A 23,658-nucleotide genomic window follows, 5' to 3' on the forward strand; every position below is an offset into this window, starting at 1 on the left:
GATCAAAGCGACATCTTCGACCGGGTAGTTCCGACTTTCGATGACGAGCGAGATAGCGTCGACTTCGCCGGCGGCCCACCATCGGTCGGGTCCGCCCCACTTCGAGAACTCCACACTCACACCGTCGCAGGGTATTGGCACAGCGACCCCGGGAGCGTCGCGAACTGCCCGGTGCCGGTTCTCGTAGTCGGGCTCCCTCGGGGAAATTCCGGTAGCGCGTTCGATCGCTCGAACCACTCCCGCCGAGGATCTCCGACCACCGTGCTGATCTGTACAGACAGGTCGCCGTCAGGAGTGCCGTGCACGAGTCCGGCGGATGACAGTCGGTCGTCCACCCATCCCCAGTCACCGATCGTGATGGGGCCGATCCACTCCTTCAGTCCGAACACGCGAACCTGCCGAGCTTCCGAAAGCACTCGGCTCTCGAGCTGGCTCATGTGTTCCCAGAACTCGTCCGGGGACAATCGCCCTGCTACCTCCATTGCGCACCTTCTTCAGTCCGAGAGCAGGTCTTCTGTCGTGACAACAGTTGCGAATTCCCCGTGCAGGTTTGTCGCGGTGATCGCAGACAAGGTCGCGGCAGGCACAGTGATTCCATCGAGCCCGACGCGATCGAAGGTGTGTGTGGCGTCGATGACGAAGTAGGTTTCGTACCCGAGGTTTCCGGCCATGCGAGCCGTCGTCTCGCAGCAGTGATTTGTCGTGATCCCGCAGATGACGACCTGATCGATGCCCTCAGCCCGGAGCCAGGCATCGAGATCCGGGGTGCCGTAGAAGCTCGAATTGACCCGCTTGCTGATCAGCAGATCTGGACTTCCTTCGATGACGTCTTTGAACGCGTGCCCAGAACTACTCGGCGACAACGGAGACAGAGGGTTGTCGGAGTCGTGTCGGACGAACACCACCGGCCATGACCTGGACCGCCACAAGCGAAGTAGGGCAGCGATGTTGCTTTCGCACAACGGGTTATCTCGCGTACCCCAGAACTCGGCATCGTCGAATCCCGCCTGTACATCGATGGCGATCAGAGCGGGCCGTCGGAAGTCGATCTGTGATTCGCCCATGCGGCCAAGGATACGACGGGGTTGCTACTGCTGAATGTCGAGCAGCATTCGCTTCAGCAAGGCAGCGAGTTGGCTTCGTTCGCCTGGAGTAAGCGATGCCAGCAGCACTTCCTCATTCGCCACGTGCGCCGGTAGCGCGGCGTCCACTGCCGAAATTCCAGCAGGCGTCAATTGCACGATGACCACTCGACGGTTCGTTGGGTCGATTTCGCGTTCGATCAACCCTTTGTCGGTGAGCCGATTCAAGCGGTTCGTGATGGCCCCGGACGTGACCATGGCACTGTCGAGCAATTGACCGACAGTGAGGCGATGCGGGGCCCCGGCGCGTCGAAGCGTAGCGACCAGATCGAATTCTCCCGACTGCAAACCGTACTCGGCCAAAGTCGCCTGAATACGCTTGTCCAGAATGGATGCGGCTCTGCCGATGCGCCCGATGACTCCCATGGGGCTGACGTCGACGTCGGGCCGCTCGACCTTCCACTGTTGCAGGATCCGATCCACTGCATCCTGTACCTCGTTCGACACCTACAGACCCCTCACCGCTGAACAGTTGACGTCCGGCAAGCATACGCATACCGTTCAACGCAGTGATAGTTCAACGTTAAGATGTTCCTGAACCAGGAGGCGCGATGCGGGCATCACATGCCGGTGCTGATTCGACCCACACTCGGGGACCGCGCGGCGCATCCTCGACCCTGGGGATCACTGCCGCTGCCGCACTGGCCCCTATTGTCTGGGGGACAACATATTTGGTGACGTCCGAACTTCTTCCTCCGGATCGGCCAATGACCGCCAGCGTCCTTCGTGCGGTTCCGGCAGGGCTGCTGCTCCTGCTCATCTCACCGGGCATTCCCGGACACGGTTGGCGACTGAAAACTGCTGTCCTCGGGGTGCTGAACATCGGATTGTTCTTTCCTATGCTGTTCGTGGCGGCCTATCGACTTCCGGGAGGCGCTGCAGCCGTCGTCGGTTCTGCGCAACCTCTGATCATCATCGCGATGTCCACGGCGTTCGGGTGGGGGCGCACCCGTCCTGTTCAGGTCGGATGGGCGCTCGTCGCCGTAGTCGGGGTAGCGCTGACAACCATGTCCAGCACTGTTCGGCTCGACGCGATAGGCCTCGCCGCCGCAGCGATCGGCACCGCCAGCATGGCAACCGGCGTCGTCCTCACCAAACGCTGGGGAGTACCGCCGAACACCAATCCACTCAATTCCACTGCGTGGCAACTACTTGTCGGCGGCATGGTGATCCTTCCGTTGATTCCGATCGTCGACGACGGACCATGGGCCATCGACGCCGAGGCTGTACTCGGCTACGCGTGGCTCGCGGTCATCGGCGGTGCGATGGCGTACGCGCTCTGGTTCCGCGGTGCCCGCACTCTGCCCTCAGCAAACGTCTCTCTGCTCGGCATCCTCAGTCCGCTCACCGCGGCCGTACTCGGATGGATCGTGTTGGGACAGAACATGACAGGATTACAATGCGCGGGTTTCGGAATCGCACTCTTCGCTTCCACCGCCGGCCAGTTCGTGCCCAGAGATACTCGGTGACCGTTGGCAGCATGCATGCCGGCTCGAATCGGGTGCAGGCGACCGCGCTGAGCGCGGCTGGCTGCACCCGAAATTTGTCCTTGTCATGCAGCGATCGTGCACGATGGTGTCGTGACTCCTGCTGTGTCGGTTCCGACTCGCGGCAGTCGTCACTGTTCATCTACTCCCAAGGTCACTGACTGTTCCTACCTTGGAATCGCCCTGTCCATTCTGTGCCATCTGTTGATTTCACAGCAATCCCGCTACGATCCTCGATACAACAGACCGATTGGTCTTGAACATGGAGGATCACATGCCGTATCTCGGTCTGCTGGTGATGTTGCTGTGGGTGTTCTGTCTGATCGACGTGATCACGGCCGACGACGGTGGAGTGCGATTCCTCCCGAAGATCGTGTGGCTGCTGTTGGTGGTGTTTCTCCCGTTGGCCGGCTCGTTGGCATGGTTGTTCGCGGGACGCCCGATCGGTGGCGGAATTTGGGGAGGTTCCGGCGGCGGTAACCGTCGCGTCAGCAATTCTGCGTTTCCGGAGTACGAGACGCGCCCCGGTCGTCAGGCCGCGCAGAATCCCGATGCCGATGCGGAATTTCTTCGGCAGTGCCGAGCCCGCGCGGAGGAGCAACGTCGACTCGAGCGCGAGCGCCGCAAGCGAGATCTCGGATTCTGATCAGTGTTGCCGAATCGAAGGTGGAAGCTCAGATGAAGTGGTTCGTGTCGGCCCGCAGTGCAGAGACCATCAGCAGCACCATACGAACGGGCGACGCACCGGATTGGGATGCGGCCGTCACACTGGCGATCCAGACCGGGCGCGAATTGACCCACGCGGACGACGGCACTCCGCTCGGCCCGGCACGGATCTACCGAATCGGTGACGGTGACGGGGTATCGACGGACGACGGCAGCGACACCGCGCGCGAAGACGACCTTCGGCGTCGGATAAAACAACAGACCGAATACGACGCTGGAGTCGCGAATCCCGCTCCACCGCAGACCACATTTCTCACTCCGTCGACATCGGTTGCCGAACAATGGGCTCGAATTGCCCGGTGGCTCGGAGACAATCTCCCGTCGGTGTCGATCACCGGTGCCACAGAGGAACAGATCAACGAAGCGATGCGCGCAACCGGCGGCATCTGGCCGGAGGAGTTGACGTCGTTCTTCGGCCTGGTCAACGGATTCCCTCGCGACAACTGGGTGTCGATCTTTCCCGCCCATGAACTGTTCGACCTCGCCCGTACCGTCAGCGAGCGTCAGCTCGAACTCGATATCTGGAGCGAGATCGACGCCGAAATGGGTGCCGAACCTCGAACCGATTCACCCGCCGGAGAATACGTCGGAACCTACTCACCTCACTTCATTCCGTTCGCGGGAGCAGACGGGTATCTGCTGTTTGTCGACGCTCGATGGGGCCCTCGCAATGGGTGCGTCACCGAGTTCGAGAAGGTCGACGCTGACGGCGCAGGCCCCAAGTGGCCATCACTGACCGCGATGTTGACCGAGTTGGCCGACAGTCTCGAGACCGGCACAGCTTTCGACGGCCGGACACCCACCGTCGTCGACGATCAATTGCATTGGCAATAAATCGGTTTCGGTTCAACACAGTCATCGACGCTATCGGCCCGTCTAACGGTCCCTGCGTCGAGCCGAGCGCTCGTTGCCGGCAAACGCGCGCGCGTTTGCAGAAACTTCTCGAAATTCCCCGGATTCGCTCACTATTCCCCGCGCCGCTGGCAAACGCGCGCGCGTTTGCGGAGGAGCCGTTGTCGAATGGACAACGCCGACCCTGGATCGGCGTCGTCTCCGAACGGCGCCATGTGTACGCAATGCCCAGAACCACGAAGACGACCGCCGCACGCAATGCGACACCTCATGAGCACTCGAATCGGACAAATTCGACCGATCGGTATATTGTTTGGGTAACTACTGCACCACAGAAGGACCGACGTGTCGAAGCAGCGAACGTTTCGCGAGTACGTGATGACTGGCCCGCTGAGCAAGAAGAACGGCGCAACCCGTGGTGACTACATCAACGCGCTTGCGCTGGTTCCTGCGGTAATGATCGGCTTTCTCCTCGCGCAACTGGTGGTGAGCCTCGGCTCGATTGCACTCGACATCGCCGTCGGATGCTTTGCCGGTGGCGTAACTGGGTTGCTGTACCTCTACGTCGCGTATCGAGTCGACTGTCAGCGGACCTAGCGTCCAGCACGATTCGGATGGTCTCACGAGATCGATCCGGTACGGGGCTACCAGGCCTGCTCCCCCGCAAACGCGCGCGCATTCGCCAAACGCTCGCAAAACAGTGCCCGCCCACCTGACAATTCCGCGCGCACGTAACAAACGCGCGCGCATTTGCCACATCTGCAGGCCGCGCCCCGCCCACCCCGAGCCAGCCGCGACCCAGAGTCGATTGAACCTGTCTACCCCTGCGCCGCCGTTAGGTGCTCGGCCGACACGGCTTTGAGGTGTGTCAGGTCGGATGCCACTGTGGCGAGGGTGAATCCCTCGGACAGTCGCTGCGCAGCAATACTTCCCGAAGCAGTGTGAATTCCCGCTGTGATTCCTGCTGCGGCTGCGGCTTTCTGCACTCGCACCAGGGCTGCGTCGAATTCTGCGTCGACGGAGGGGTCGGTGGGCGAGGATCCGCCGACGGCCAATCGCAGATCCGAGGGTCCTACGTAGACGCCGTCGAGTCCTGGTACGGCGCAGATTTCCTCGACATTGGCCAGGCCTTGTGGGGTTTCGATCATGGCCAGCACGACGGTATCGCGGTTGGCTGCGGCGGGATCGGGTCCGATGCGTAGTTGTGAGCGCATCGGTCCGTAGGAGCGGATGCCCGACGGCGGGTAGGTCGCCGCGGATACTGCAGCGGCTGCGTCGGCGGCGGTGTCGACGAGCGGCACGATGACTCCGGCGGCACCGGCGTCGAGTGCGCGGCCGATGACGGTGGCGTTGTTGGCTTCGACGCGGACGAGGGCGGCGGGCCCGTGCGCGGCGTCGATTGCCGTGATCCCGGCGAGCATGCCGGAGTAGCCGATCAGACCGTGTTGGAGGTCGAGGGCAATGTAGTCCCAGCCCACGTGTGCGAGCCATTCGGTGGAGACGGGACTGTCGATGACCGACCAATACCCGAGGATGCGCTCGCGATTGCGTACGCGGGCAGCGAATTCCTGTGCAGACATCAAAATCCTTCAGCGGTTGTAGTTCGGCATCGGGCCACGGAGCGCTGCGCCGACCTCGTCGCACGCAGCGACGACATCCACGTCGAGCGGCCCGCGTCCGAGGGCTGCGATGTTCGATTCGAGGTGCTCGACCTTGGATCCGCCCAGGAGCACCGGTCCGGTCGCGGGCTTGGATACCAACCATCGTAGTGCCAGCTCGGTGAGCGGCATTCCCGCATCGTCGGCAACGATACCGAGCTGTGTGATGGCGTCGAATATTGCTGTGTTCCAGTACCGTTCGCGATACATCACAGCCAGGCGCGAGTCGCCGAACCGGCCATCGGTGGGTTCGTTTGCCGCAGAATGCTTTCCGGTGAGCAGTCCGCCGCCGAGCGGGTTGTAGACCATGGTGGTCAACCCTGTGACGGCCGCGAACTCGACGTATTCCTCCTCGATCCGGCGGGCGAGCAGGTTGTAGAGCTGCTGCGCGACGATCGGACGGGGAGCACCGACCTCGTCGGCCACTCGGTTGACGTCACCGATCTGCCACGCCGCGAAGTTCGAGACGCCGAGTGCCCTGATCTTGCCTTCCGACACCAGCTCCGCCACCGCAGTGAGAGTCTCAACCAGCGGCGTCGCACGATCGGGCTGGTGCAGGTAGAACAGGTCGACGTAATCGGTGTTCAACCGCGCCAGGCTGGCATCGACGCTGAGCCGCAGGCCTTTCGGAGACAGTGGACTGTTGTCCCCGGCGTCGGGATGGGGCATACCGGCTTTGGTCGCCAGGGTCACCCGGTCGCGGCGCGTGGCGAGCAAGGTGGCCAAGATCCGTTCGGATTCTCCGCCCGCGTAGCCGTTGGCGGTATCGATGTGAGTGACCCCGGCGTCCAGCGCCGCGTCGAGCATCTTGGCGGCACCGGATTCGTCGACGGTGTCACCGAACGTCATGGTCCCGAGGACGAGGGGTGAGATATCGAGCGAGGTCATGCGGGAACTCCTGCCGGTGTTTTCGTGAGCCGTGACACGACATGTCGCGGTTTGATTCCTGTCATGGCTGCGGGGTCGAGAGCCGCTGCGCGCAGCGCTCGGGTGTACGGCTCCTTGGGTCGCGCGAGGACCTCCTCGGTATCGCCGCCTTCGACGACGCGACCCTTGGACATCACGATGACCGTCTCGCTGATCTCGCGGACGACCCCGAGATTGTGCGAGATGAAGACGTAGGTCAAACCGGTCTGCTGTTGGATCTCACGCAGCAACTCGAGCACCTGCGCTTGTACCGAAACGTCCAGTGCGCTCGTGGCCTCGTCGCACACCAGGATTTCCGGACCCGACGCGAGCGCACGGGCGATTCCGATCCGTTGGCGTTGACCACCGGAGAATTCTGCCGGCCGACGACCGAGGGCAGTTGTCGGCAGTCCGACTCGGTCGATGAGTTCGGCGGCCTTCTTCGCTCGCTCGGATTTGCTGCGAACACCTTTGAGCCGCAGCGGTTCACCGACGATGTCGACGGCCGTCAGGTGCGGGTCGAGCGATCCGTACGGATCCTGGAACACCATCTGTACCCGGGAGCGAAAGGGCCGCAGTGCTTTCTCGGACAGGTGCGCGATGTCGGTGCCGTCGACGACGATGCGTCCCGACGTGGGGGTGAGCAGTCGCACGATGGATTTCGCGATGGTGGATTTGCCGCATCCGGATTCGCCGACGATGGCGATGGTGCTGCCCTTGTCCACCGAGAAGCTCACCGTGTCGACGGCACGGAATGTGCCGGTGGCAACCGGGTATTCGACGACGAGGTCCTCGACCGACAGAAGTGGTGCGCTCATACCGTGGCCTCGACCTTCTCGGCTGCTTCGTTCCACGGTCCCAGTTGTGGGATCGCGTCGAGCAGATTCTTGGTGTACGGATTCTGCGGAGCATTGACGAGTTCCTCGGCTCCGCCGTTCTCGACGAACACTCCGCTTTTCATCACGTAGATGCGATCGGACATCAAGCGTGCGACGCCGAGGTCGTGGGTGATGACGAGCAGTCCGATTCCGGTGCGTTCCTGCACTTCCAGGAGGAGGTCGAGGATGCTGGCCTGAACGGTGACGTCGAGAGCGCTGGTCGGCTCGTCTGCGACGATCAGTTCGGGACCGGCCGCGAGAGCGCCGGCGATCAGGACGCGTTGGAGCATGCCGCCGGAGAGTTGGTGTGGGTACTTGTTCAGCTGGCCGGCGGGGTCGGGAATGCGGACCTGCTCGAGCAGTTCGATGCATCGCGTGGTCTGCGCAGTTCGGCCTGCGACGCCGCTGTGCCGGACGGCTTCGCGCAACTGGCTACCGATGGTGTGTACCGGGCTCAGTGCCGTCATCGGATCCTGCGGTATGAGTGCAATGTGCTTGCCTCGAATACCGCACAGCTCCTTGGCTTTTCCGAGTATTTCCGTGTCCTTGAAGGTCACGGATCCGGAGAGCACGGCGAGATCGGTGGGCAGCAGGCCCAGGATGCCCATGGCCGTCGTGGACTTGCCCGATCCGGATTCGCCGATGATGGTGACGGTTTCGCCGGCTTCGATGCAGAACGAGACGCCGTCGACGGCCCGGATGAGGCCCTTGTCGGTGACCAACTCGATCTGCAGTTCGTCGACCTTCAGTAGATTGCCCATCTCTCAAGCACGCCCTTTCTTGTTCGAGCGGGAGAACATCCGCAGCAGGCTCGATCCGGCCGGTCGATCTCGGAGGCCGTCGCCGAGCAGGTTGACTCCGACGACGAGCAGCACGATGACCAGTCCGGGCAGAGTCACAAGCCACCACGAGGTGGTGATGTAGTCCTGGCCGTCGGAGATGATTCGTCCCCAGGTGGCGAACGGGCGTTGCGGTCCGGCACCGAGGTAGCTCAGTGCACTCTCGAGCAGTACGGCCTGGGCGAGGAGCAGCAGGACGACCAGCGATGCCTGCTTGATGATGTTGGGAACCACGTGGCGGAGCAGGATCGCGATGCGTCCGAGTCCGAGTACTCGTGCGGCTGCGATGTACGGCTTCTCGCGTTCGACGAGGACGAGTGATCGTGTCAGACGGGCGATCTCGGGCCACTGCGCGATGGCGATCACGAAGGTGATGACCGGAATGGACGGGCCGAACAGTGCCACGACGAGGAGCAACATCATCAACAGCGGCAGGGAGAGCTGCGCTTCGAGGAGACGGGAGACGACGGCGTCGACCCAGCCGCCGAAGAAGCCGGCGAGCGATCCGAGGGTGAGCCCGATCAAGCCGGAGACGAGGACCGCGAGGATTCCGACGGTGAGCGAGACCTGCCCGCCGTAGAGCACTCGCGCCAGCAGGTCGCGACCGAGCTGATCGGTTCCGAAGAGGTGGCCGTCGGTCAACGGTGCGAGTCGCCGTTGGGCGAGGTCGGTCGCGTCGGGTGAGGCCAGCGGCAGGACGCGAGCGAAGGCCACCGGGAGGATGACGGCCAGGGCGCACACGCTGCCGATCCAGATCTTGACGCGGCTGTCTCGTCTCCTGCGCGTGGCACCGGCCGAGGCGAAATCCTTGGTGGTGACGGCGCTGGGACGTGCTGTGTCCGAGGGCTTGTCGACGACTGTCATCAGCTTGCTGCCTTCCCGAGGCGAACGCGGGGATCGAGGAGTGGGTAACAGAGGTCGACGGCCAACTGCACGAGGACGGCGAGCACTGCGGTGACCAGAACCGTTGCTTGGATCAGCGGGTAGTCGCGGGTTTCGAGGGCGCGCACCACCAACGAGCCGACACCGGGCCAGGCGAAGACCACCTCGACCACGACGACGCCGTTGAGCATGGACGCGAAGCGCGTGCCGAGGGCGGTCACCACCGGAATCGAGGAGTTGCGCAGGGCGTAGCGCCAGGTGATCTCTCGCTCGGTGACGCCGCGGGAGCGGGCGACGGTGACGTAGGGCGAGGCGTACGCGCTGACCATCTCGCGTCGCACCATTCGGGAGATCAGTGCGATCTGCAGGATGGCGACGGTGACTGCGGGCAGGATCAGTGACGACCAACTGGTGAAGCCGGCTGCGGGGAGTACCGGAACCAGTACGGCGAAGAAGGTGAGCAGCATCAAGCCGGTCCAGAAGTCCGGCATCGACTGGCCGGCGATAGTGACGACGTTCGCGCCCAGCTCGCGGCGGGTGTCGGCGCGACGGGCCATCCAGATCCCCAGCGGAATGGACACCACGGTGGTCAGCAGGATGGCCGCGAAGGCCAGGGTGATCGTGTACGGAATGCGCTGCAGGACGACGTCGAGCGCGGGTGCCTGGAAGGAGTACGAGGTACCGAGGTCGAGGGTGAACAGGCCTTTCAGGTACAGCGCGTACTGGGTGAAGATCGACTGGTCGAGGCCCAGATTGGTACGGATCTGCGCCAGATCCTCGGTGGTGGCCAGTGGCCCCGCCATGGAGTAGGCCGGGTCGCCGGGGGCCATTCGGATCAACACGAACACTGTGGTGAGCGTCAGGAAGATGGTGAGCACGCTCTGCCCGAGTCGACGCACCACGTACCGAGCCATCGGCGCGGTGAGGAACGCGGGCAGCACGGAGTTCGTGGCGGACGTGGCCGCGGGCACGCTGGGTGGACTTGCGGTGAGCTGGGTCATCGCCCCACCTGCGCTACTGGTATTGCCTGGGTCATCGTCGACCTTTCGATAACACTGCCTCGTTGTAACTCAGCTCACAATTGCACTAATGCGCGGTTTGCGCAACCTTCAATATTTTTCTGCGCACTTCAAGCATTTCGTAGTACAGTCGCCCTGTGTCCACGATCACTTTCGTCGACGGCGGTCTTCGAGACCCGAACCGACATCCACATTTCGATGTGTCAGTCACGAGAGGTCAATGATGACCGAAAGCTTTGTCAACCAGCGTTTTTCACGGCGAACGCTGTTCCGTTCGAGTTTGATCCTCGGCGCGGGTCTGACCCTCGGCGGCGCGATGTCGGCATGCGCGACGCCCACCGGCAAGCCCGGGCCGAACACCGTCAGCCTCGCGATGAATCGATCGATGGTGAGCCTGGACAACAAGCTCCTCCAGTTCGACGCGGCTCTGACCGTGCAACGCTCCGTCCGCGAGGCGCTGACCACCATCACTCCGTCGCTGAAGGTCCAGCTCGTTCTGGCCGACAGCTTCGAACTCGTCGCGCCGACGCAGTGGCTGGTCCATCTACGTCCGGGCATCACCTACTCCGACGGCAGGCCCGTCCGAGTCGAGGACGTCGACACCGCCCTGCGCATGTACAGCCAGGTCACGGGCTCGTTCGTCGGGACGTTCTTTCCCGAGTGGCCCACGGTCGGCAAGATCGACGACTCGACGTTCACTCTCGACACCGAACGGCCCATTCCGGTGCTCGACTACCTGATGTCGAACATCCTCATCACGCCCGCGGAGAACAACGTTCCCGAGGATCTGCAGGACGGCGTCGGCACCGGCCCGTTCGTGGTGACCCAGGCCGATCGCGGCACCGGCAACTACTCGCTCGCGAGAAACCCGAACTATTGGGGCACCGAGGCATCGGTCGAGTCGGTCAGCGTCCGGTTCGTTCCCGACGAGTCCAACCGTGTCGTCTCCCTGCGCAGCGGCGAGGTCGACGTCATCGATGCCATCACTCCCGACGCGGCCGATCAGCTCGCGGGTCTGGCCGGCGTCACCGTCGAGCGCACCGACGGCGTTCGGCTCAACCAGCTGTTCTACAACTTCCGTAAACCGGCAGGCCATCCCCTGGCCGATGCTCGCGTCCGAAAAGCACTGAGCTACGCGATCAACGGCAACGCACTGATCGACCAGGTGATGCAGGGGGCGGCGACCCCGTCACGCGGCGTCGTACCGGGCATCCTGACCGGGGCCATCGAGACAGGCGAGTACGTCTACGATCCGCAGCGAGCCAGGCAGGAGCTCGACGCTCTCGGCGTCCGTGATCTCGAAGTCAAGATCATCTGGGAGACGGGCGAATTCGCCGCCGACACCGACATCATGGAGTCGGTTCTGCAGATGCTCTCCGCCGTGGGTGTTCGTGCGACGTTGCAGCAGTTCGAGCCGGGCGGTGACATCTCGACGTGGCGTCAGGGCAAGGCGGGTGACTGGGACATCCTGGGCAACGGCTACCCCAGTCCCACCGGGCTGGCCGTGACGATCATGCAGGGCATGTACGCAGGTACCGCCGCCAAGGAAGAGACCCGAGACACCTACCACGGGTACATCTTTCCCGAGATCACCGCCCTCATCGCCAAGGCCTCGGAGGATGCCGACGACACCACTCGCAACGAGACACTCGCCCAGGCCCAGCGTCAGATCTGGGACACCTGGCCCTGCCTGTGGTCGTTCGTCCCCAAGACCGTCATCGCCCGTCGCAATCGCATCGATGGAATTGCTCTGCGTCCCACCAACTCCTACGACATGGCTGCGGTCACGCTCAACTCCTGAGCGAGAACAGAAGGTAGAACATGAGCAACACCAGCTTCCTCACCCCGGGCGATCTCCTCGCCGACGGCGCTGTGCGCGAGACCTCCGAGCCCGGACGGTCCGACGCGTTCCTCCCGGCACCTCAGGTGCAGAATCACGCCGCCAACCTGGCGATCCTGCCCGACGGCGCGCTGGCGTGCGTCTGGTTCGCCGGCACGCAGGAAGGTGTTCCGGACATCAGCGTGTGGTTCTCCCGGCTCGAGGCCGGAGAGCATCAGTGGAGCACCCCCGTCCAACTGTCCGACGATCCGACGCGGTCGGAGCAGAATCCTGTTCTCTTCGTGCGTGATTCGGATGAGGTGTGGTTGCTGTGGACCTCGCAGCACGCCGGCAACCAGGACACCGCACGGGTACTGCGTCGCATCTCCCCCGACGGCGGCCTGAGCTGGGGTGAGGCGCACGTGTTGCTTCCCGAGACCGACGCCGGCGGAATCTTCGTTCGCCAACCCGTGATTCGGCTCGAGTCGGGACGGCTACTGCTGCCGGTGTTCCACTGCGTCAAGATCGACGGACGCAAATGGGTCGGCGATCGGGACTACAGCGGCGCCATGGTCTCGGACGACGACGGTACGACGTGGCGTGAGGTGGTGGTTCCGGACAGTGTCGGCTGCGTTCACATGAACATCGCTGTGCAGAAGGATGGTTCGCTCGTCGCGCTGTATCGGAGCCGGTGGGCGGATCACATCTACCGCAGCGTCTCCACCGACGACGGCGACTCCTGGAGCGCCCCGGTTCCCACGGAACTGCCGAACAACAACTCGTCGGTTCAGGTTGTCTCCCGGGCAGACGGGACGCTGGCACTGGTCTACAACCATGCGTCTGCGCTCGATGCCACCGCACGACGCGTGTCGCTGTACGACGAGATCGACGACGACGGTTTGGCCGACGGCACCGAGGAGGCCGAGTCTCCCCTCGACGACGGTGATGCTCGCGCCGCGTTCTGGGGAGCTCCGAGAGCGCCGATGACTCTGGCCATCTCGTCCGACGGCGGGGTGACGTGGCCTGTCCGTCGAGATCTCGATGTCGGGGACGGTTACTGCCTCACCAACAATTCTCGAGACGGCTCCAACCGCGAGTTCTCGTACCCGTCCATCGTGGAGGACTCCGACGGTCGGCTTCACATCGCGTACACCTACTTTCGTCAGGCGATCAAGTACGTCCAGCTCGAATCGGACCGGGCCGGCAGCGCATGAGTTCGACGCAAGAGGCCATCGTCACCGGGGTCAGCAGCGGGATCGGGGCATCGATCGCCCGGACGCTGTCCGGCCGTGGATGGCACGTCACCGGGCTGAGTCGGACCCGTCCCGCGCAGGGCTTCGAGGACGGCGGACCGAACCGCTGGATCGGTGTCGATCTCGCGGACACCCGGGCCGTCTCCGATCTGATCGACGACTTGCCGGATCCGCATTCGATCGTCCACGCCGCAGGCGTGCAGCGGTCGGGCCGGCTCGGGGATCTCGATCCTGCGCACAGTGAGCAGATGTGGCGGGTACACGTCGCCGCCGCCGAGGTTCTGGTCGATGGGTTGGCCGCCCGTCTGCACGACGGTGGCCGGGTGGTGCTGATCGGAAGCAGAACCATGACCGGGGTGGCCGGAAAGAGTCAGTACGTCGCCACGAAATCCGCGTTGGTCGGCATGGCTCGGTCGTGGGCGATGGAGTTGGTGAGCCGCGGCATCACTGTCAACGTCGTCGCCCCCGGACCCACCGACACTCCGATGCTCCGCGATCCGGGGCGGGTCGCCACTCCGCCGATCACTCCGCCTCTGGGTCACCTCATCGATCCCGACGAGATTGCCGAGACCGTCGCCTTCCTGCTGTCACCGCACGGGCGCAGCATCACCGGCCAGACCATCGTCCAGTGCGGCGGAACATCTTTATGACAATAGTGCGCGAAACACGCAATAATGCTACCGTCATATGCGCACATAGCGCAGATACGAAGGGGTGAGGCACGATGAGCAACGCGCAGCGCCCCCAGATCCTGATACTTGCCGACGATCTGTCGGGAGCAGCCGAAACTGCGGCACTGTTTCTCGATCGTGACGTCTCCCTCGGTATCGACATCGGCGACGTTCACGGCGAGAGCGACGTCCGAGTGGTCGATCTCGGCACCCGAGTCATGTCCGGTGCCGAGGCCGCCGACCGAGTCCTGGCCTCGGTGCGCACTCTTCCGACTCATGTTCGGGTGATCAAGAAGATCGATTCGATGTTGCGCGGCAACATCGCTGCCGAAGTGGAGAGCCTCCTCGCCACCGGACCGGTCGTCTTCGCCGCCGGGCTTCCTGCCCTCGGCCGTACCGTCGAGCACGGCGTTCCGTACATCGACGGGGTGCCCCTGAACGAGAGCGGGCGGTGGACGCTCGAGACGGCCGATGCCCCTGCTTCGATAGCCGACCTGTTCGGGCACGTCCCCACGATGCCCGTCGCACTCGCGGACGGAATCGACGGGCTCGGTGCTGCAGTCGATTCCGGTTCCGTAGCAGTGTTCGACGTGCGTTCGGACGCAGACCTCGACGACATCGTCGAACTGTCGGCGCAGGTACCGGGCATCCGCCTGGTGGGCACCTCGGCGCTCGCCGCGGCGGTGGCCAGAACGCTGCAGCCACGCACTCCCGGTGCTGCGCCGATCGACCCCGTCCCCACTCTCGTCGTGGTCGGAACTGCAGAAGCCGTTGCGGTACAGCAGGTATCGGAACTGGAGCGCTCCGGCGCGACGCACGTCCGGATTCACGTCGACCACCTACTGGCCGGCACCGATCCCACTCCGGTGCGCAACGCCGTCGACGCCGGCACTGCCCTCCTGACGGTGGCCGGTCCGGTCGATCCCGCTCGGTCGAGCGAGATCTCGGCCGCGCTGGCCGATCTGGTCGCCCGAGCCATCCGCGATCGGACCGTGGGACTCGTTCTCACCGGCGGCGAAACCGCTCGCCGCGTTCTCGACGCCCTGGGCGTGAACACTCTTCATCCGATCGCCGAGATCCATCACGGAGCAGTCGTGTCCCGCACGGCTGCAGGCGGATACGTCGCCACACGGCCCGGCAGCTTCGGCGGACCGGACAGTCTCGTCGCGATGACCGCGTACCTGCGCGGCGTCGACAGCACACACTCGTTCTCTCACAGTGAGGCATTGGCATGACCACAACACTTCAGCCCTACATCGCGGTAACCATGGGCGACGGCGCCGGAATCGGTCCCGAGGTGATCGTGCCCGCCATGATCGACCCTGCCACTCTCGAGCGGTGCAGGCCGGTCGTGATCGGCGACGCGTCGCGTCTACGACTGGCGGCGCAGGTGCTCGGGACCGACGTGGAGATCGTCTCCGTGCAGCGTGTCGAGGACGCCGAGTTCACGGCGGGTCGGATCAACGTCATCGATCTCGATCTCCTCCCAGCGGACCTCCAGTGGGGTGAGTTGTCCGCAGCCGCGGGCGATGCGGCCTTCCATTACATCCGTGTCGCAAGCGAACTCGCGGTGCGCGGCGAGGTTCAGGCGATCTGCACCGCGCCGCTGAACAAGGAGGCGCTGCACGCTGCCGGGCACATTTTCCCGGGTCACACCGAACTGTTGGCGCACCTGACCGGCACCGAGGAGGTGTCCATGATGCTCTCGACGCCCAAGCTCAAGGTCATTCACGTCACCACCCACATCGGATTGCTCGACGCGGTGGCCAAGATCGAACCGGGATTGGTCGAGCGCACCATTCGTCGCGGACACGAGGCGTTGGTTCGCTCCGGCACCGCCCGACCGAAAATCGGTGTCTGCGGGATCAATCCGCATGCGGGCGAGAACGGCTTGTTCGGCTACGGCGAGGAGGATCTCAAGATCGTCCCGGCCGTCGAGAAGTTGAAGGCCGAGGGCATCGACGCGGTCGGTCCCCTGCCCGCCGACACCGCCTTCTTCCTGGCCGGTCGTGGCGACTACGACCTCATCGTGGCCATGTACCACGACCAGGGGCACGGACCGGTCAAGGTGCTCGGGATCGAGGCCGGAGTCAACATCACGGTCGGCCTGCCGGTGATTCGCACGTCCGTCGATCACGGCACCGCATTCGACATTGCCGGCAAGGGCATTGCCGAGGCCGGTAGCATGATCGAAGCTCTGCGGCAGGCGGCCGAATTGGCCACCAGCCCAGCGCTACTGAGCTGACAGGGGTGGGTGTTGCGAGTATCGGAGGCCCGACGCGGTGAGATCGTGCGGCTGGCGAAGTCGGGCGGTCTGACCAGCGTCGAGGAGTTGTCGGCGTTGTTCAAGGTGACGGCCTCGACCATCCGACGCGATCTCGACCACCTCACCAAGCAAGGACTGCTGGCCCGCACCTACGGCGGTGCCATCGCCATCGGCGGCCGCCACGAGGCGTCGGTGAAACAGCGATCCCTCGAGGGATACGACGCCAAGCGGCTCATCGCGGCCAAGGCGGCCGAGTACATCGAGCCCGGTGAGACGGTTCTGTTGGACGCCGGCACCACGGTCGGAGCGATGGCGGAGTTTCTGCGCACCGCGGTCGATCTGACCGTCATCGCCGCGGGGTTGACCGCTCTCGAAGCACTGGTCGACGCGGACGAGGTGCATGTGGAGTGCATCGGCGGAACCTTGCGACACGTGAGTCAGGGGTTCGTCGGTCCACTGGCCGAGGCATCGCTGCGGCGAGTCTCGTTCGACCGAGCGTTCCTCGGAGCCGATGCGGTGACCGCCGATTTCGGTATCTGCGAGGCGGGTTACGAGCAGACCCAACTCAAGGAACTGATGATGGAGCGGGCAGTGAAGACCTACATCCTGGCGCACTCGGCCAAACTCGGCCAGAAGCCCTTCCACGCCTGGGCTCCCATCCCGCCGGGCACCACACTCATCACCGATTCCGAGGCATCTCGGGCCCAGATCGACGCCTTCGAGAGCAAGGGCGTCGAGGTCGTCATCGCTTAGAACCCTCCGAGTCGAATCAATGCGACTCTGTTGCACTCAGACCGGCCTAAACCCACATCGATCCGGACCTCAGGCGCGTTTGGACGAATACATTCGCTCGTCGGCGATGCGCAGTAGGTGGTCCGGGTCGGTGGTCGGTTCCCAGCTCCATCCGACGCTCACCGATACCGGGATGCTGGTGCCGTCGATATCGTAGGGGCCGGCGAGGAGTCCGCGGACTCGGTCGGCGAGGCGTTCGACTCCTTCGGCCGATTTGGCGGAGTGCAGCAGGGCCACGAACTCGTCTCCGCCGATTCGGCAGGCGATGTCCTCGGCGCGGATGTTGTCGAGGATGCGACGTCCGATGGCGGCGAGCACGCGATCGCCGACGACGTGGCCGAATCGGTCGTTGATGGACTTGAACGCGTCGACGTCCACGAAAAGTACTCCGACCGGCCGATCGCTCGACAGTTCCTTGAGACTGTTCAGCTCGGCCATGAGTCGTCGACGATTTCCCAACGAGGTGAGGTCGTCGATCAGCGCCTGGCGTTCCAGAGTCGCTTCCGCGTTCTTGCGTGCGGTGATGTCCTGGATCTGCGCGATGATCATGTCACCGGCCTCGGCGTCGCGCACCACGGTCACGTTGCGCTGCACCCAGATGGTGGCTCCGTCCTTACGGATGTACCGCTTTTCCGACGCCACCTTCGTCAGCGTCCCGTCGGCCAGTCCCTTCAGATGTTCGTCGGCGAGGGGGATGTCGTCGGGATGCGTGAGATCGCGAAATGTTTTCTGCTGCAACTCTTCTGCGCTGTATCCCAGTAGTTCGCACAGCGCCTTGTTCACTTGGAGCCAGCGTCCGTCGCGGGTCATCACGGCTTTGCCGATCGGGGCGTTCTCCATCACGTTCTGGAACAGCCGGATCGCGCGATCTCGTTCGCGTTCGATCTCGGCGCGCGCACTGACATCGACGACCAGCTCGGTGAACCCGACCACGACGCCGTCGACGAGATCCGGGACGTAGGTGGCCTGAAAGACGCGCACAGCACCGTTGACATCGATGAGCGTGCGGTCGAACTGTTGCTGCTCGCCGGCGAGGACACCGGTGATGTACGGCAGGTTCAGCTCGTACAGCGCCTCGCCGAGCAGTGTGCTGATGTGTTGACCGACCAGATCCTGCGGTTCGATTCCGAAGTAGTCGGCGTACACGCGGTTGGCGAAGACATTGCCGAGCGAGCTGTCCCAGTACCCGATCATCGACGGCAGTCGGTCGACGGCTCGACGCATCAACTCGTTGGACGTGTTGCGAGTTACGGTCATGAACCACCTCTGAATGCTCGATGTGACCGACTGCGCTCGATTCTGCACGACGCTACAGAAGGACATCGCTTCACGTGCGGCCAGTCGCGTTATCGACCCTGTCTGCGCCGTTTTCACAGGCGTCACGAGTGCGCACTTGCGCACATGTGTGTACGTTGAATTCATGTTGTTCGCCAACCCCGCTTTTCGACGCCTCTTCACCGCGCAGGTCGTCGCGTTGCTGGGCACCGGACTGTTGACGGTGGCGCTGGGGCTGCTCGCCTACGACATCGCCGGCAGTGCCGCGGGAGCCGTGCTCGGTACCGCTCTCGCGATCAAGATGATCGCGTACGTGTTCGTCGCTCCGATCGTGTCGTCACTGACCGGCACGCTCCCCCGCAAGCTCGTGCTGGTCAGCGCCGACGCCGTCAGGGCGCTCACCGCACTGGCTTTGCCGTTCGTCGATCAGGTGTGGCAGGTCTACGTGCTGATCTTCGTTCTGCAGGCGGCGTCGGCCACCTTCACTCCCACCTTCCAGGCCGTCATTCCGTCCGTGGTGCCCGACGCGCAGCAGTACACCCGCGCGTTGACGCTCTCGCGACTGGCCTACGACCTCGAATCACTGGTCAGCCCGCTGATCGCCGCCGCATTGTTGACGGTCATCGGCTTCCACACGCTGTTCGTCGGCACGGCTGTGGGGTTCGTCGTCTCCGCGGTGATGGTGGTCGGTACCGACTTTCCGAGGCACCTCGCACCCGAGATCCGACGATCGACCTCGGGCATCGCGACGTTCGTCAGGAATCCCGAACTGCAGGGACTGCTCGCGTTGAACACGGTGGTCGCTGCGGCGACTGCTCTCGTGGTGGTCAACTCCGTTCTCTACGTCCGCGATCTGTTCGGCGGATCGAGCAGTCAGCTGGCCATTGCTCTCGGCTGCTACGGCACCGGCTCGATGGTCGCAGCATTGTGCATCCCACGAGCCCTCGGATTTACGAACGATCACACGCTCATGCTCACCGGGGCTGCGACGGCCGTGATGGGAACTGCCGCAGCAACACTGGTGGCGACCCTGCACGGAGGGTCGACCGCCTGGGTTGCGCTGGCCGCGACGTGGGTGCTGCTGGGCGTCGGGACGTCGATGATCAACACCCCGTCGGCGAGGATTCTGCGTCGTGAATCCGACGAGAGCACCCGAACGTCCATCTTCACGGCGCAGTTCTCGTTGTCGCACGCGGCGTTTCTGCTCACCTATCCGATTGCGGGTTGGGTCGGGGCCCGGTTCGGACTGTTCACCGCGGCGCTGGTGCTCACGGGCTTGGCTACACTTGCGGCACTGTCCGCAGCACGCCTGTGGAGTCGCTCCCGAGTGTCGGTGGTCGCCTCCGCGTAGGGAGACGACGTTCGATGCCACCGAAGAAGGAACCGCGCATCAGTCTCGACCATGCCGTCGAACCGGACTCCGCACGCCTGGCCACGGCCAGTGACACCTTTCGGATGCTCTCGGACCCCACGCGACTGCACATCCTCTGGCTACTCGACCGCGGCCCTGCCGACGTCAGCGCCTTGACCACGGCCACCGGAACCTCCCGCACCGCCGTCAGCCAGCATCTGGCCAAGCTTCGATTCACCGGACTCGTCGAGACCCGACGCGACGGCCGCAACGTCATCTACCGCCTGGCCGACGGTCACCTCGCCCGGCTCGTGCGTGAGGGCCTCAACTTCGCCGACCACAAGGTCACCGGCGAGCCCCCACACGAATAACCCTGCACCACAACAAGAAAGCACCCGATGAAACGCCTGGCCGTGATTGCCGCCGCCATTCTCACCGCGACGGCACTGTCGATCGCCCCGGCAGCTGCGCACGCAACTCTGCAGTCCAGCAACCCTGCCGAGAACTCCGTGCTCGACGCCGCCCCGGACGAGGTGACCCTGACGTTCAATCAGTCCGTGCAGTCGAACTTCGCCACCGTCACTGTCGTCGGAGCCGATGGAACCCAATGGGGGGCATCGGATCCCGTCGTCGACGGCAGCACGGTGACCGTCGATCTCGACGGGCTCGGTGCGGCGGGCGACTACACCATCGGCTACCGAGTGGTCTCCGCGGACGGGCATCCGATCACCGGCAGTATTCCGTTCCAACTGACCCAGGCGTCCCCGACGTCGGCGGCAACCGCAGCCACCGCAGTCCCCGCCCCTACCGAAACGACACCGACTGCCGCAGAAGAGCCCGAGGACAGCAGCGGTTTTCCGATCTGGATCGTCGCGGTGGTCGTCGTCGCGGTCGGTGCGGCGGGTGTGCTGTTCGCGCTTCGTAAACGCAGCAACTGACGTCCTCACCCGATGTGGACGTGAGAACATGCAGCATGAGTGACGGTGACCAGCGCCCGGAGTCCGATGGCCGTAAGCGCCGTTGGGAACAGCACAACTCCGATCGTCGACGCCACATCATCGACGCGGCCATGACGGTTCTGGCGCGCGATATCGCACCCGGTGAGCGGCTCACCACCGCTCAGATCTCGGCCGAGGCCGGGGTGCACCGCACCGGGCTGTACCGGCATTTCCGCGATCGAACCGACTTGGACACGGCCATTCAGCGCGCCATCTGCTCGGAGTTGACGGCCACGTTGGTCTCGTCGTTCGCGTTGACCGGCACTCCTCGCGACGCGGTGCATCGCATGGTGAGCACCTACGTGCGCTGGGTGGCCGAGCATCCCGCGTGGACGCGATTCGTCGAGCAGGACGTCAGTGCCGAGTCACCCACGCCCCTCGAGGAGACCAACGCTCTGCTGGCCGAGCAGTTGGAAGTGAGCGTCGCGGCATTCCTGTCACTGGTGCACGCAGACCTGACCACCGACGACTGGTCGCTGGTGCGGCCGTGGGTTGCGGGCCTCGTCTCCGGCTGCATGGGTGCGGTGCGCAGTTGGAGCGGGCAGACCGAACATCGCACCGGTCTCGATCATTTCGCGACGTTCCTGGCCGACACCATCTGGCTGCAGGTCAAGGGCCTCGGGGCATCCCGCGGGATCGCGATCCCGCAGGTGCCCCTCGAAAGCGTCCTCGACGAGAGTCAGCTGAACGACGGCTCGCTGCGGTAACGCGAGGGGCGTCCGTCGATACCGAGGGCGCGCCAGACGCGTCGGGACACGCGGTTCATCAGTCCGAGCTCGCCGGCCAGCATTCGGACGTCACCGAAGGTGTCGCGCAATGCCTTTCGTGACGGTTCGCTGTTCCACCACACGGCGTCGACAACCTCGTCGGGGATGGCGAGGTCGCGTCGCATCTGCTTGCTCGGTTTCATGATCACGTCGCACAGCAGTCGCATGATGACGGGCATGAGGATCGAGATCGACGCCTTCTCGAAGCGTCCGAGCCGCGGGGCCTTGTGCTCGAGGTACTGATGGGCGAAACCGATGTGTCGTGCTTCCTCGGCGATGTGAATCTGCATCACTCGCTGGACCAACGGGTGCCCGACGCTACCGGCGCGCAGGACGCCCTTCTGCATGTGGTCGATCGGCTCTTCTCCCGCCAGCACTCCGACGAAGAATCCGAACGGTGCGGATCGGCTCGCGAAGAGAGTCAGTACGGGCACGATCTTGCGGAACCACGCGGGCCCACCCGGCACGTCGATGCCGATGCGGTTCACCAGTTCCTGGAACATCTGCGTGTGGTGGCACTCTTCGGTGGCCTCGTGCGTCGAGTACCGGAATTCGGGTGAATCGTTGGGCAGCGTGAGGGCGTACTGCATGAGTCCGCTGATGAGGATCTGCTCGAACTGCAGGCCGACCTTGACCATGCTGGCCTGGCGATACATCCCGATGTGAATCTGCCGGTCCAGGGGAAGCGACTTGTACCAGTCGGTGTGGCCGAGCGGGTCCGCGTCCGGGAGCACCCAGCGCGGATCGTCGGGAACGATCGCGTACTCGGGCTCGTCCCAGGGGATGTCGAGGAAGGCGTCGAAGTGCTGGTGCACCGATGCCGTCGACAGTGCGTGCAGCCTGTCTCGGTAGAGCGTTCGTGCGTCGTCGACTGCAGTCATGGTGGTCCTTCCGCCTGCGTCCGAACAATGTGTACGCAACACAGCGTCACACATAAAACTGGTTGGTGCAACGCTCCGTCGCAGATACATGAGAAATGTTCTTCGAAACGACGAAACCGGCCGACCGCAGTGCGGTCGACCGGCCTCGAGGCAGGCGCTTCGGTCGTGAACGGTAATTCGTAGTGGACTACGAAGTTCCGCTCACATGCGACGAAGTCGCTCCATCACCAATACGGCAACACCATCGCGACGAAGCCCACGCCGATGACGATGCCGAGAATTCCGGTTCCGATGGCCAGCGCGGTGTCACTGCGATCGGCGCGCGGGCCGGAGAGGTCGGGGCTGCGATCGGCCCACAGCGCAGAGGCGACGGCAATCAAACCTGCTGCGATGCCCAGGCCCGCGGCCCAGAACGAGACGATCGACATCGCACCGAACATGACGGCATATTCGGTCACCTGCGCGCGGGTACGAATGCGCCGGTTCCACCACTTCGGTGGCATGTCGTCGTCCGAATCACGTGTATCGAAGTGGGGAGAGGTGACGGTCACTGCGGACTCCTTTCGAGTGAGAATGTGCCTCCATTTTGGCACTCGACGGGTGAGAGTGCCAATCCCCTGGAGGAGGCCGACGCCCCCGGTTTCGCATACGCGCGCGCACTTGTCGGACGCGTTCGGATTCGCCACCGATCCGGGCACGATCTCGCGCGCATTCGGCGAACGCGCGCGCGTTTGCGGAGCGGTCAGGGCCACAGAAGTCGTTGCCCCACCGAAGCTTTCGTCGGACCCAGATCGAAGGTCGTGGCGTCGGGCATCAGGTACGGGACGAGTATCCGCATCGCATATTCGCGGTGTTCGAGCAGGACCTCGAGATAGGTGCCCGACGCCTCCTCGCCGGTGGCGTCGGAGACGATGGCGTACGACCGCAGATCATCGGCGACGGCGCGCAGATCGCGGACGAGTCGTTCGTGCATCGCCGCGTGCGACTCCCCGTCTCCCAGTGGCTGCTGCGGCGCGAGCACCCGCTGCCCGCCGGAACGGTCGTTGACGACGGCCACCGGGTGCAATCCCCAGTTCTCGCTGATCCGTTCGGCGGCGATGTCGATACAGACGTCGAGCAGGTCGTCGAAATCCTGTTGGCACTCGATGCTCGTCACTTCTCGCCACTTCGTCGTCATCGAGACCCCATCGTCGGCC

27 protein-coding genes are annotated in these 23,658 nt (G+C 64.1%); 14 read left to right on the forward strand and 13 right to left on the reverse strand.

Annotation, left to right across the window (positions count from 1 at the left end; translation table 11 throughout):
* Positions 1-116: 116 nt before the first annotated feature.
* From NY08_RS14230 to NY08_RS14240, 3 genes are read right to left on the reverse strand one after another with little or no spacing between them, the layout of a single operon-like run.
* Positions 117-482 (reverse strand): hypothetical protein, encoded by a 366-nt coding sequence (locus tag NY08_RS14230; RefSeq protein WP_045197022.1) that lies wholly within the window; start codon positions 480-482, stop codon positions 117-119.
* A gap of 12 nt (positions 483-494) precedes the next feature.
* Positions 495-1,064, reverse strand: coding sequence for a cysteine hydrolase family protein (locus NY08_RS14235; RefSeq protein ID WP_045197024.1), 570 nt, complete (start codon positions 1,062-1,064; stop codon positions 495-497).
* 24 nt (positions 1,065-1,088) lie between these two features.
* On the reverse strand, positions 1,089-1,589 hold the full coding sequence (locus tag NY08_RS14240; RefSeq protein WP_045197025.1) for a MarR family winged helix-turn-helix transcriptional regulator: 501 nt from the start codon (positions 1,587-1,589) through the stop codon (positions 1,089-1,091).
* A 104-nt stretch (positions 1,590-1,693) separates the two neighbouring features.
* On the opposite strand from NY08_RS14240, the gene NY08_RS14245 reads away from it, so the two are divergent.
* The 4 genes from NY08_RS14245 (at position 1,694) to NY08_RS14260 (ending at position 4,804) form a co-directional block, all read left to right on the forward strand.
* Positions 1,694-2,611: an EamA family transporter gene (locus NY08_RS14245; protein ID WP_052683813.1), complete on the forward strand. Its 918-nt coding sequence runs from the start codon at positions 1,694-1,696 to the stop codon at positions 2,609-2,611.
* A gap of 292 nt (positions 2,612-2,903) precedes the next feature.
* The gene (locus tag NY08_RS14250; protein ID WP_045200437.1) at positions 2,904-3,275 is read left to right on the forward strand and encodes a PLD nuclease N-terminal domain-containing protein; all 372 of its coding nucleotides are present in this window, start codon (positions 2,904-2,906) and stop codon (positions 3,273-3,275) included.
* Positions 3,276-3,307: 32 nt separating this feature from the next.
* Positions 3,308-4,189, forward strand: coding sequence for an SMI1/KNR4 family protein (locus NY08_RS14255; protein ID WP_045197027.1), 882 nt, complete (start codon positions 3,308-3,310; stop codon positions 4,187-4,189).
* A gap of 363 nt (positions 4,190-4,552) precedes the next feature.
* Positions 4,553-4,804 carry a hypothetical protein gene (locus NY08_RS14260; protein WP_045197029.1) on the forward strand — a complete coding sequence of 84 codons (252 nt, stop codon included), beginning with the start codon at positions 4,553-4,555 and terminating at the stop codon, positions 4,802-4,804.
* Positions 4,805-5,025: 221 nt separating this feature from the next.
* On the opposite strand, the gene NY08_RS14265 is transcribed toward NY08_RS14260, so the two are convergent.
* Genes NY08_RS14265 through NY08_RS14290 form a run of 6 tightly spaced genes read right to left on the reverse strand, consistent with a single transcriptional unit; the run spans position 5,026 to position 10,284 of the window.
* The gene (locus NY08_RS14265) at positions 5,026-5,787 is read right to left on the reverse strand and encodes an HpcH/HpaI aldolase family protein (protein WP_032396170.1); all 762 of its coding nucleotides are present in this window, start codon (positions 5,785-5,787) and stop codon (positions 5,026-5,028) included.
* A gap of 9 nt (positions 5,788-5,796) precedes the next feature.
* Positions 5,797-6,753 carry an aldo/keto reductase gene (locus NY08_RS14270; protein ID WP_045197031.1) on the reverse strand — a complete coding sequence of 319 codons (957 nt, stop codon included), beginning with the start codon at positions 6,751-6,753 and terminating at the stop codon, positions 5,797-5,799.
* Positions 6,750-7,589, reverse strand: a complete 840-nt coding sequence (locus NY08_RS14275; protein WP_045197033.1) for an ATP-binding cassette domain-containing protein — start codon at positions 7,587-7,589, stop codon at positions 6,750-6,752. Before NY08_RS14275 ends, NY08_RS14270 begins: the two co-directional genes overlap by 4 nt.
* Entirely contained in the window at positions 7,586-8,410 is an 825-nt protein-coding gene (locus NY08_RS14280; protein ID WP_052683814.1) for an ABC transporter ATP-binding protein, read from the reverse strand. The genes NY08_RS14275 and NY08_RS14280 overlap by 4 nt, the downstream gene beginning before the upstream one ends.
* 3 nt (positions 8,411-8,413) lie before the next feature.
* On the reverse strand, positions 8,414-9,352 hold the full coding sequence (locus NY08_RS14285) for an ABC transporter permease (RefSeq protein ID WP_045197035.1): 939 nt from the start codon (positions 9,350-9,352) through the stop codon (positions 8,414-8,416).
* On the reverse strand, positions 9,352-10,284 hold the full coding sequence (locus tag NY08_RS14290; protein WP_032396405.1) for an ABC transporter permease: 933 nt from the start codon (positions 10,282-10,284) through the stop codon (positions 9,352-9,354). The genes NY08_RS14285 and NY08_RS14290 overlap by 1 nt, the downstream gene beginning before the upstream one ends.
* A gap of 328 nt (positions 10,285-10,612) precedes the next feature.
* Here NY08_RS14290 and NY08_RS14295 point away from each other — a divergent pair, with 328 nt between their 5' ends.
* The 6 genes from NY08_RS14295 to NY08_RS14320 all read left to right on the forward strand — a co-directional run bounded on the left by NY08_RS14295 (position 10,613) and on the right by NY08_RS14320 (position 17,151).
* The gene (locus tag NY08_RS14295; RefSeq protein WP_052683968.1) at positions 10,613-12,190 is read left to right on the forward strand and encodes an ABC transporter substrate-binding protein; all 1,578 of its coding nucleotides are present in this window, start codon (positions 10,613-10,615) and stop codon (positions 12,188-12,190) included.
* A 20-nt stretch (positions 12,191-12,210) separates the two neighbouring features.
* A complete protein-coding gene (locus NY08_RS14300) occupies positions 12,211-13,422 on the forward strand; it encodes a sialidase family protein (protein ID WP_045197037.1) in 1,212 nt (403 codons plus the stop codon).
* Complete coding sequence (locus tag NY08_RS14305; RefSeq protein ID WP_045197039.1) at positions 13,419-14,111, forward strand: SDR family NAD(P)-dependent oxidoreductase; 693 nt, start codon at positions 13,419-13,421, stop codon at positions 14,109-14,111. Before NY08_RS14300 ends, NY08_RS14305 begins: the two co-directional genes overlap by 4 nt.
* 74 nt (positions 14,112-14,185) lie before the next feature.
* Positions 14,186-15,367 (forward strand): four-carbon acid sugar kinase family protein, encoded by a 1,182-nt coding sequence (locus tag NY08_RS26450; RefSeq protein ID WP_045197041.1) that lies wholly within the window; start codon positions 14,186-14,188, stop codon positions 15,365-15,367.
* The gene (gene pdxA, locus NY08_RS26455; protein WP_045197043.1) at positions 15,364-16,377 is read left to right on the forward strand and encodes a 4-hydroxythreonine-4-phosphate dehydrogenase PdxA; all 1,014 of its coding nucleotides are present in this window, start codon (positions 15,364-15,366) and stop codon (positions 16,375-16,377) included. The genes NY08_RS26450 and pdxA overlap by 4 nt, the downstream gene beginning before the upstream one ends.
* Positions 16,378-16,386: 9 nt before the next feature.
* A complete protein-coding gene (locus NY08_RS14320) occupies positions 16,387-17,151 on the forward strand; it encodes a DeoR/GlpR family DNA-binding transcription regulator (protein ID WP_032396176.1) in 765 nt (254 codons plus the stop codon).
* A 69-nt stretch (positions 17,152-17,220) separates the two neighbouring features.
* Here NY08_RS14320 and NY08_RS14325 read toward each other — a convergent pair whose 3' ends face one another.
* A complete protein-coding gene (locus NY08_RS14325) occupies positions 17,221-18,447 on the reverse strand; it encodes a GGDEF domain-containing protein (protein WP_158462556.1) in 1,227 nt (408 codons plus the stop codon).
* A gap of 163 nt (positions 18,448-18,610) precedes the next feature.
* On the opposite strand from NY08_RS14325, the gene NY08_RS14330 reads away from it, so the two are divergent.
* From NY08_RS14330 to NY08_RS25205, 4 genes are read left to right on the forward strand one after another with little or no spacing between them, the layout of a single operon-like run.
* Positions 18,611-19,816 carry an MFS transporter gene (locus tag NY08_RS14330; RefSeq protein ID WP_045200442.1) on the forward strand — a complete coding sequence of 402 codons (1,206 nt, stop codon included), beginning with the start codon at positions 18,611-18,613 and terminating at the stop codon, positions 19,814-19,816.
* A 14-nt stretch (positions 19,817-19,830) separates the two neighbouring features.
* Positions 19,831-20,187 (forward strand): ArsR/SmtB family transcription factor, encoded by a 357-nt coding sequence (locus NY08_RS14335; protein ID WP_032396178.1) that lies wholly within the window; start codon positions 19,831-19,833, stop codon positions 20,185-20,187.
* A gap of 27 nt (positions 20,188-20,214) precedes the next feature.
* Positions 20,215-20,754 (forward strand): copper resistance CopC family protein, encoded by a 540-nt coding sequence (locus NY08_RS14340; protein ID WP_045197047.1) that lies wholly within the window; start codon positions 20,215-20,217, stop codon positions 20,752-20,754.
* A gap of 35 nt (positions 20,755-20,789) precedes the next feature.
* Positions 20,790-21,521: a TetR/AcrR family transcriptional regulator gene (locus NY08_RS25205; RefSeq protein WP_052683815.1), complete on the forward strand. Its 732-nt coding sequence runs from the start codon at positions 20,790-20,792 to the stop codon at positions 21,519-21,521.
* Here NY08_RS25205 and NY08_RS14350 read toward each other — a convergent pair.
* The 3 genes from NY08_RS14350 to NY08_RS14360 form a co-directional block, all read right to left on the reverse strand.
* Positions 21,494-22,462, reverse strand: a complete 969-nt coding sequence (locus NY08_RS14350) for an AurF N-oxygenase family protein (RefSeq protein WP_045197048.1) — start codon at positions 22,460-22,462, stop codon at positions 21,494-21,496. The genes NY08_RS25205 and NY08_RS14350 overlap by 28 nt on opposite strands.
* Positions 22,463-22,686: 224 nt before the next feature.
* Positions 22,687-23,013, reverse strand: coding sequence for a hypothetical protein (locus tag NY08_RS25865; protein ID WP_045200446.1), 327 nt, complete (start codon positions 23,011-23,013; stop codon positions 22,687-22,689).
* 191 nt (positions 23,014-23,204) lie between these two features.
* The gene (locus NY08_RS14360; RefSeq protein ID WP_045197050.1) at positions 23,205-23,639 is read right to left on the reverse strand and encodes a hypothetical protein; all 435 of its coding nucleotides are present in this window, start codon (positions 23,637-23,639) and stop codon (positions 23,205-23,207) included.
* Between the last annotated feature and the right edge of the window lie 19 nt (positions 23,640-23,658).

Origin of the sequence: Rhodococcus sp. B7740, from assembly GCF_000954115.1 — a bacterium.
GTDB lineage: Bacteria > Actinomycetota > Actinomycetes > Mycobacteriales > Mycobacteriaceae > Rhodococcoides.

What these genes read in the sequence shown, in the direction of transcription:
- NY08_RS14230 (WP_045197022.1), bottom strand. Translation starts at nt 482, where the DNA reads ATGGAGGTAGCAGGGCGATTGTCCCCGGACGAGTTCTGGGAACACATG.
- NY08_RS14235 (WP_045197024.1), bottom strand. Translation starts at nt 1,064, where the DNA reads ATGGGCGAATCACAGATCGACTTCCGACGGCCCGCTCTGATCGCCATC.
- NY08_RS14245 (WP_052683813.1), top strand. Translation starts at nt 1,694, where the DNA reads ATGCGGGCATCACATGCCGGTGCTGATTCGACCCACACTCGGGGACCG.
- NY08_RS14250 (WP_045200437.1), top strand. Translation starts at nt 2,904, where the DNA reads ATGCCGTATCTCGGTCTGCTGGTGATGTTGCTGTGGGTGTTCTGTCTG.
- NY08_RS14255 (WP_045197027.1), top strand. Translation starts at nt 3,308, where the DNA reads ATGAAGTGGTTCGTGTCGGCCCGCAGTGCAGAGACCATCAGCAGCACC.
- NY08_RS14265 (WP_032396170.1), bottom strand. Translation starts at nt 5,787, where the DNA reads ATGTCTGCACAGGAATTCGCTGCCCGCGTACGCAATCGCGAGCGCATC.
- NY08_RS14270 (WP_045197031.1), bottom strand. Translation starts at nt 6,753, where the DNA reads ATGACCTCGCTCGATATCTCACCCCTCGTCCTCGGGACCATGACGTTC.
- NY08_RS14275 (WP_045197033.1), bottom strand. Translation starts at nt 7,589, where the DNA reads ATGAGCGCACCACTTCTGTCGGTCGAGGACCTCGTCGTCGAATACCCG.
- NY08_RS14280 (WP_052683814.1), bottom strand. Translation starts at nt 8,410, where the DNA reads ATGGGCAATCTACTGAAGGTCGACGAACTGCAGATCGAGTTGGTCACC.
- NY08_RS14285 (WP_045197035.1), bottom strand. Translation starts at nt 9,352, where the DNA reads ATGACAGTCGTCGACAAGCCCTCGGACACAGCACGTCCCAGCGCCGTC.
- NY08_RS14290 (WP_032396405.1), bottom strand. Translation starts at nt 10,284, where the DNA reads ATGGCTCGGTACGTGGTGCGTCGACTCGGGCAGAGCGTGCTCACCATC.
- NY08_RS14295 (WP_052683968.1), top strand. Translation starts at nt 10,613, where the DNA reads ATGACCGAAAGCTTTGTCAACCAGCGTTTTTCACGGCGAACGCTGTTC.
- NY08_RS14300 (WP_045197037.1), top strand. Translation starts at nt 12,211, where the DNA reads ATGAGCAACACCAGCTTCCTCACCCCGGGCGATCTCCTCGCCGACGGC.
- NY08_RS14305 (WP_045197039.1), top strand. Translation starts at nt 13,419, where the DNA reads ATGAGTTCGACGCAAGAGGCCATCGTCACCGGGGTCAGCAGCGGGATC.
- NY08_RS26450 (WP_045197041.1), top strand. Translation starts at nt 14,186, where the DNA reads ATGAGCAACGCGCAGCGCCCCCAGATCCTGATACTTGCCGACGATCTG.
- pdxA (WP_045197043.1), top strand. Translation starts at nt 15,364, where the DNA reads ATGACCACAACACTTCAGCCCTACATCGCGGTAACCATGGGCGACGGC.
- NY08_RS14325 (WP_158462556.1), bottom strand. Translation starts at nt 18,447, where the DNA reads ATGACCGTAACTCGCAACACGTCCAACGAGTTGATGCGTCGAGCCGTC.
- NY08_RS14330 (WP_045200442.1), top strand. Translation starts at nt 18,611, where the DNA reads ATGTTGTTCGCCAACCCCGCTTTTCGACGCCTCTTCACCGCGCAGGTC.
- NY08_RS14335 (WP_032396178.1), top strand. Translation starts at nt 19,831, where the DNA reads ATGCCACCGAAGAAGGAACCGCGCATCAGTCTCGACCATGCCGTCGAA.
- NY08_RS14340 (WP_045197047.1), top strand. Translation starts at nt 20,215, where the DNA reads ATGAAACGCCTGGCCGTGATTGCCGCCGCCATTCTCACCGCGACGGCA.
- NY08_RS25205 (WP_052683815.1), top strand. Translation starts at nt 20,790, where the DNA reads ATGAGTGACGGTGACCAGCGCCCGGAGTCCGATGGCCGTAAGCGCCGT.
- NY08_RS14350 (WP_045197048.1), bottom strand. Translation starts at nt 22,462, where the DNA reads ATGACTGCAGTCGACGACGCACGAACGCTCTACCGAGACAGGCTGCAC.
- NY08_RS14360 (WP_045197050.1), bottom strand. Translation starts at nt 23,639, where the DNA reads ATGACGACGAAGTGGCGAGAAGTGACGAGCATCGAGTGCCAACAGGAT.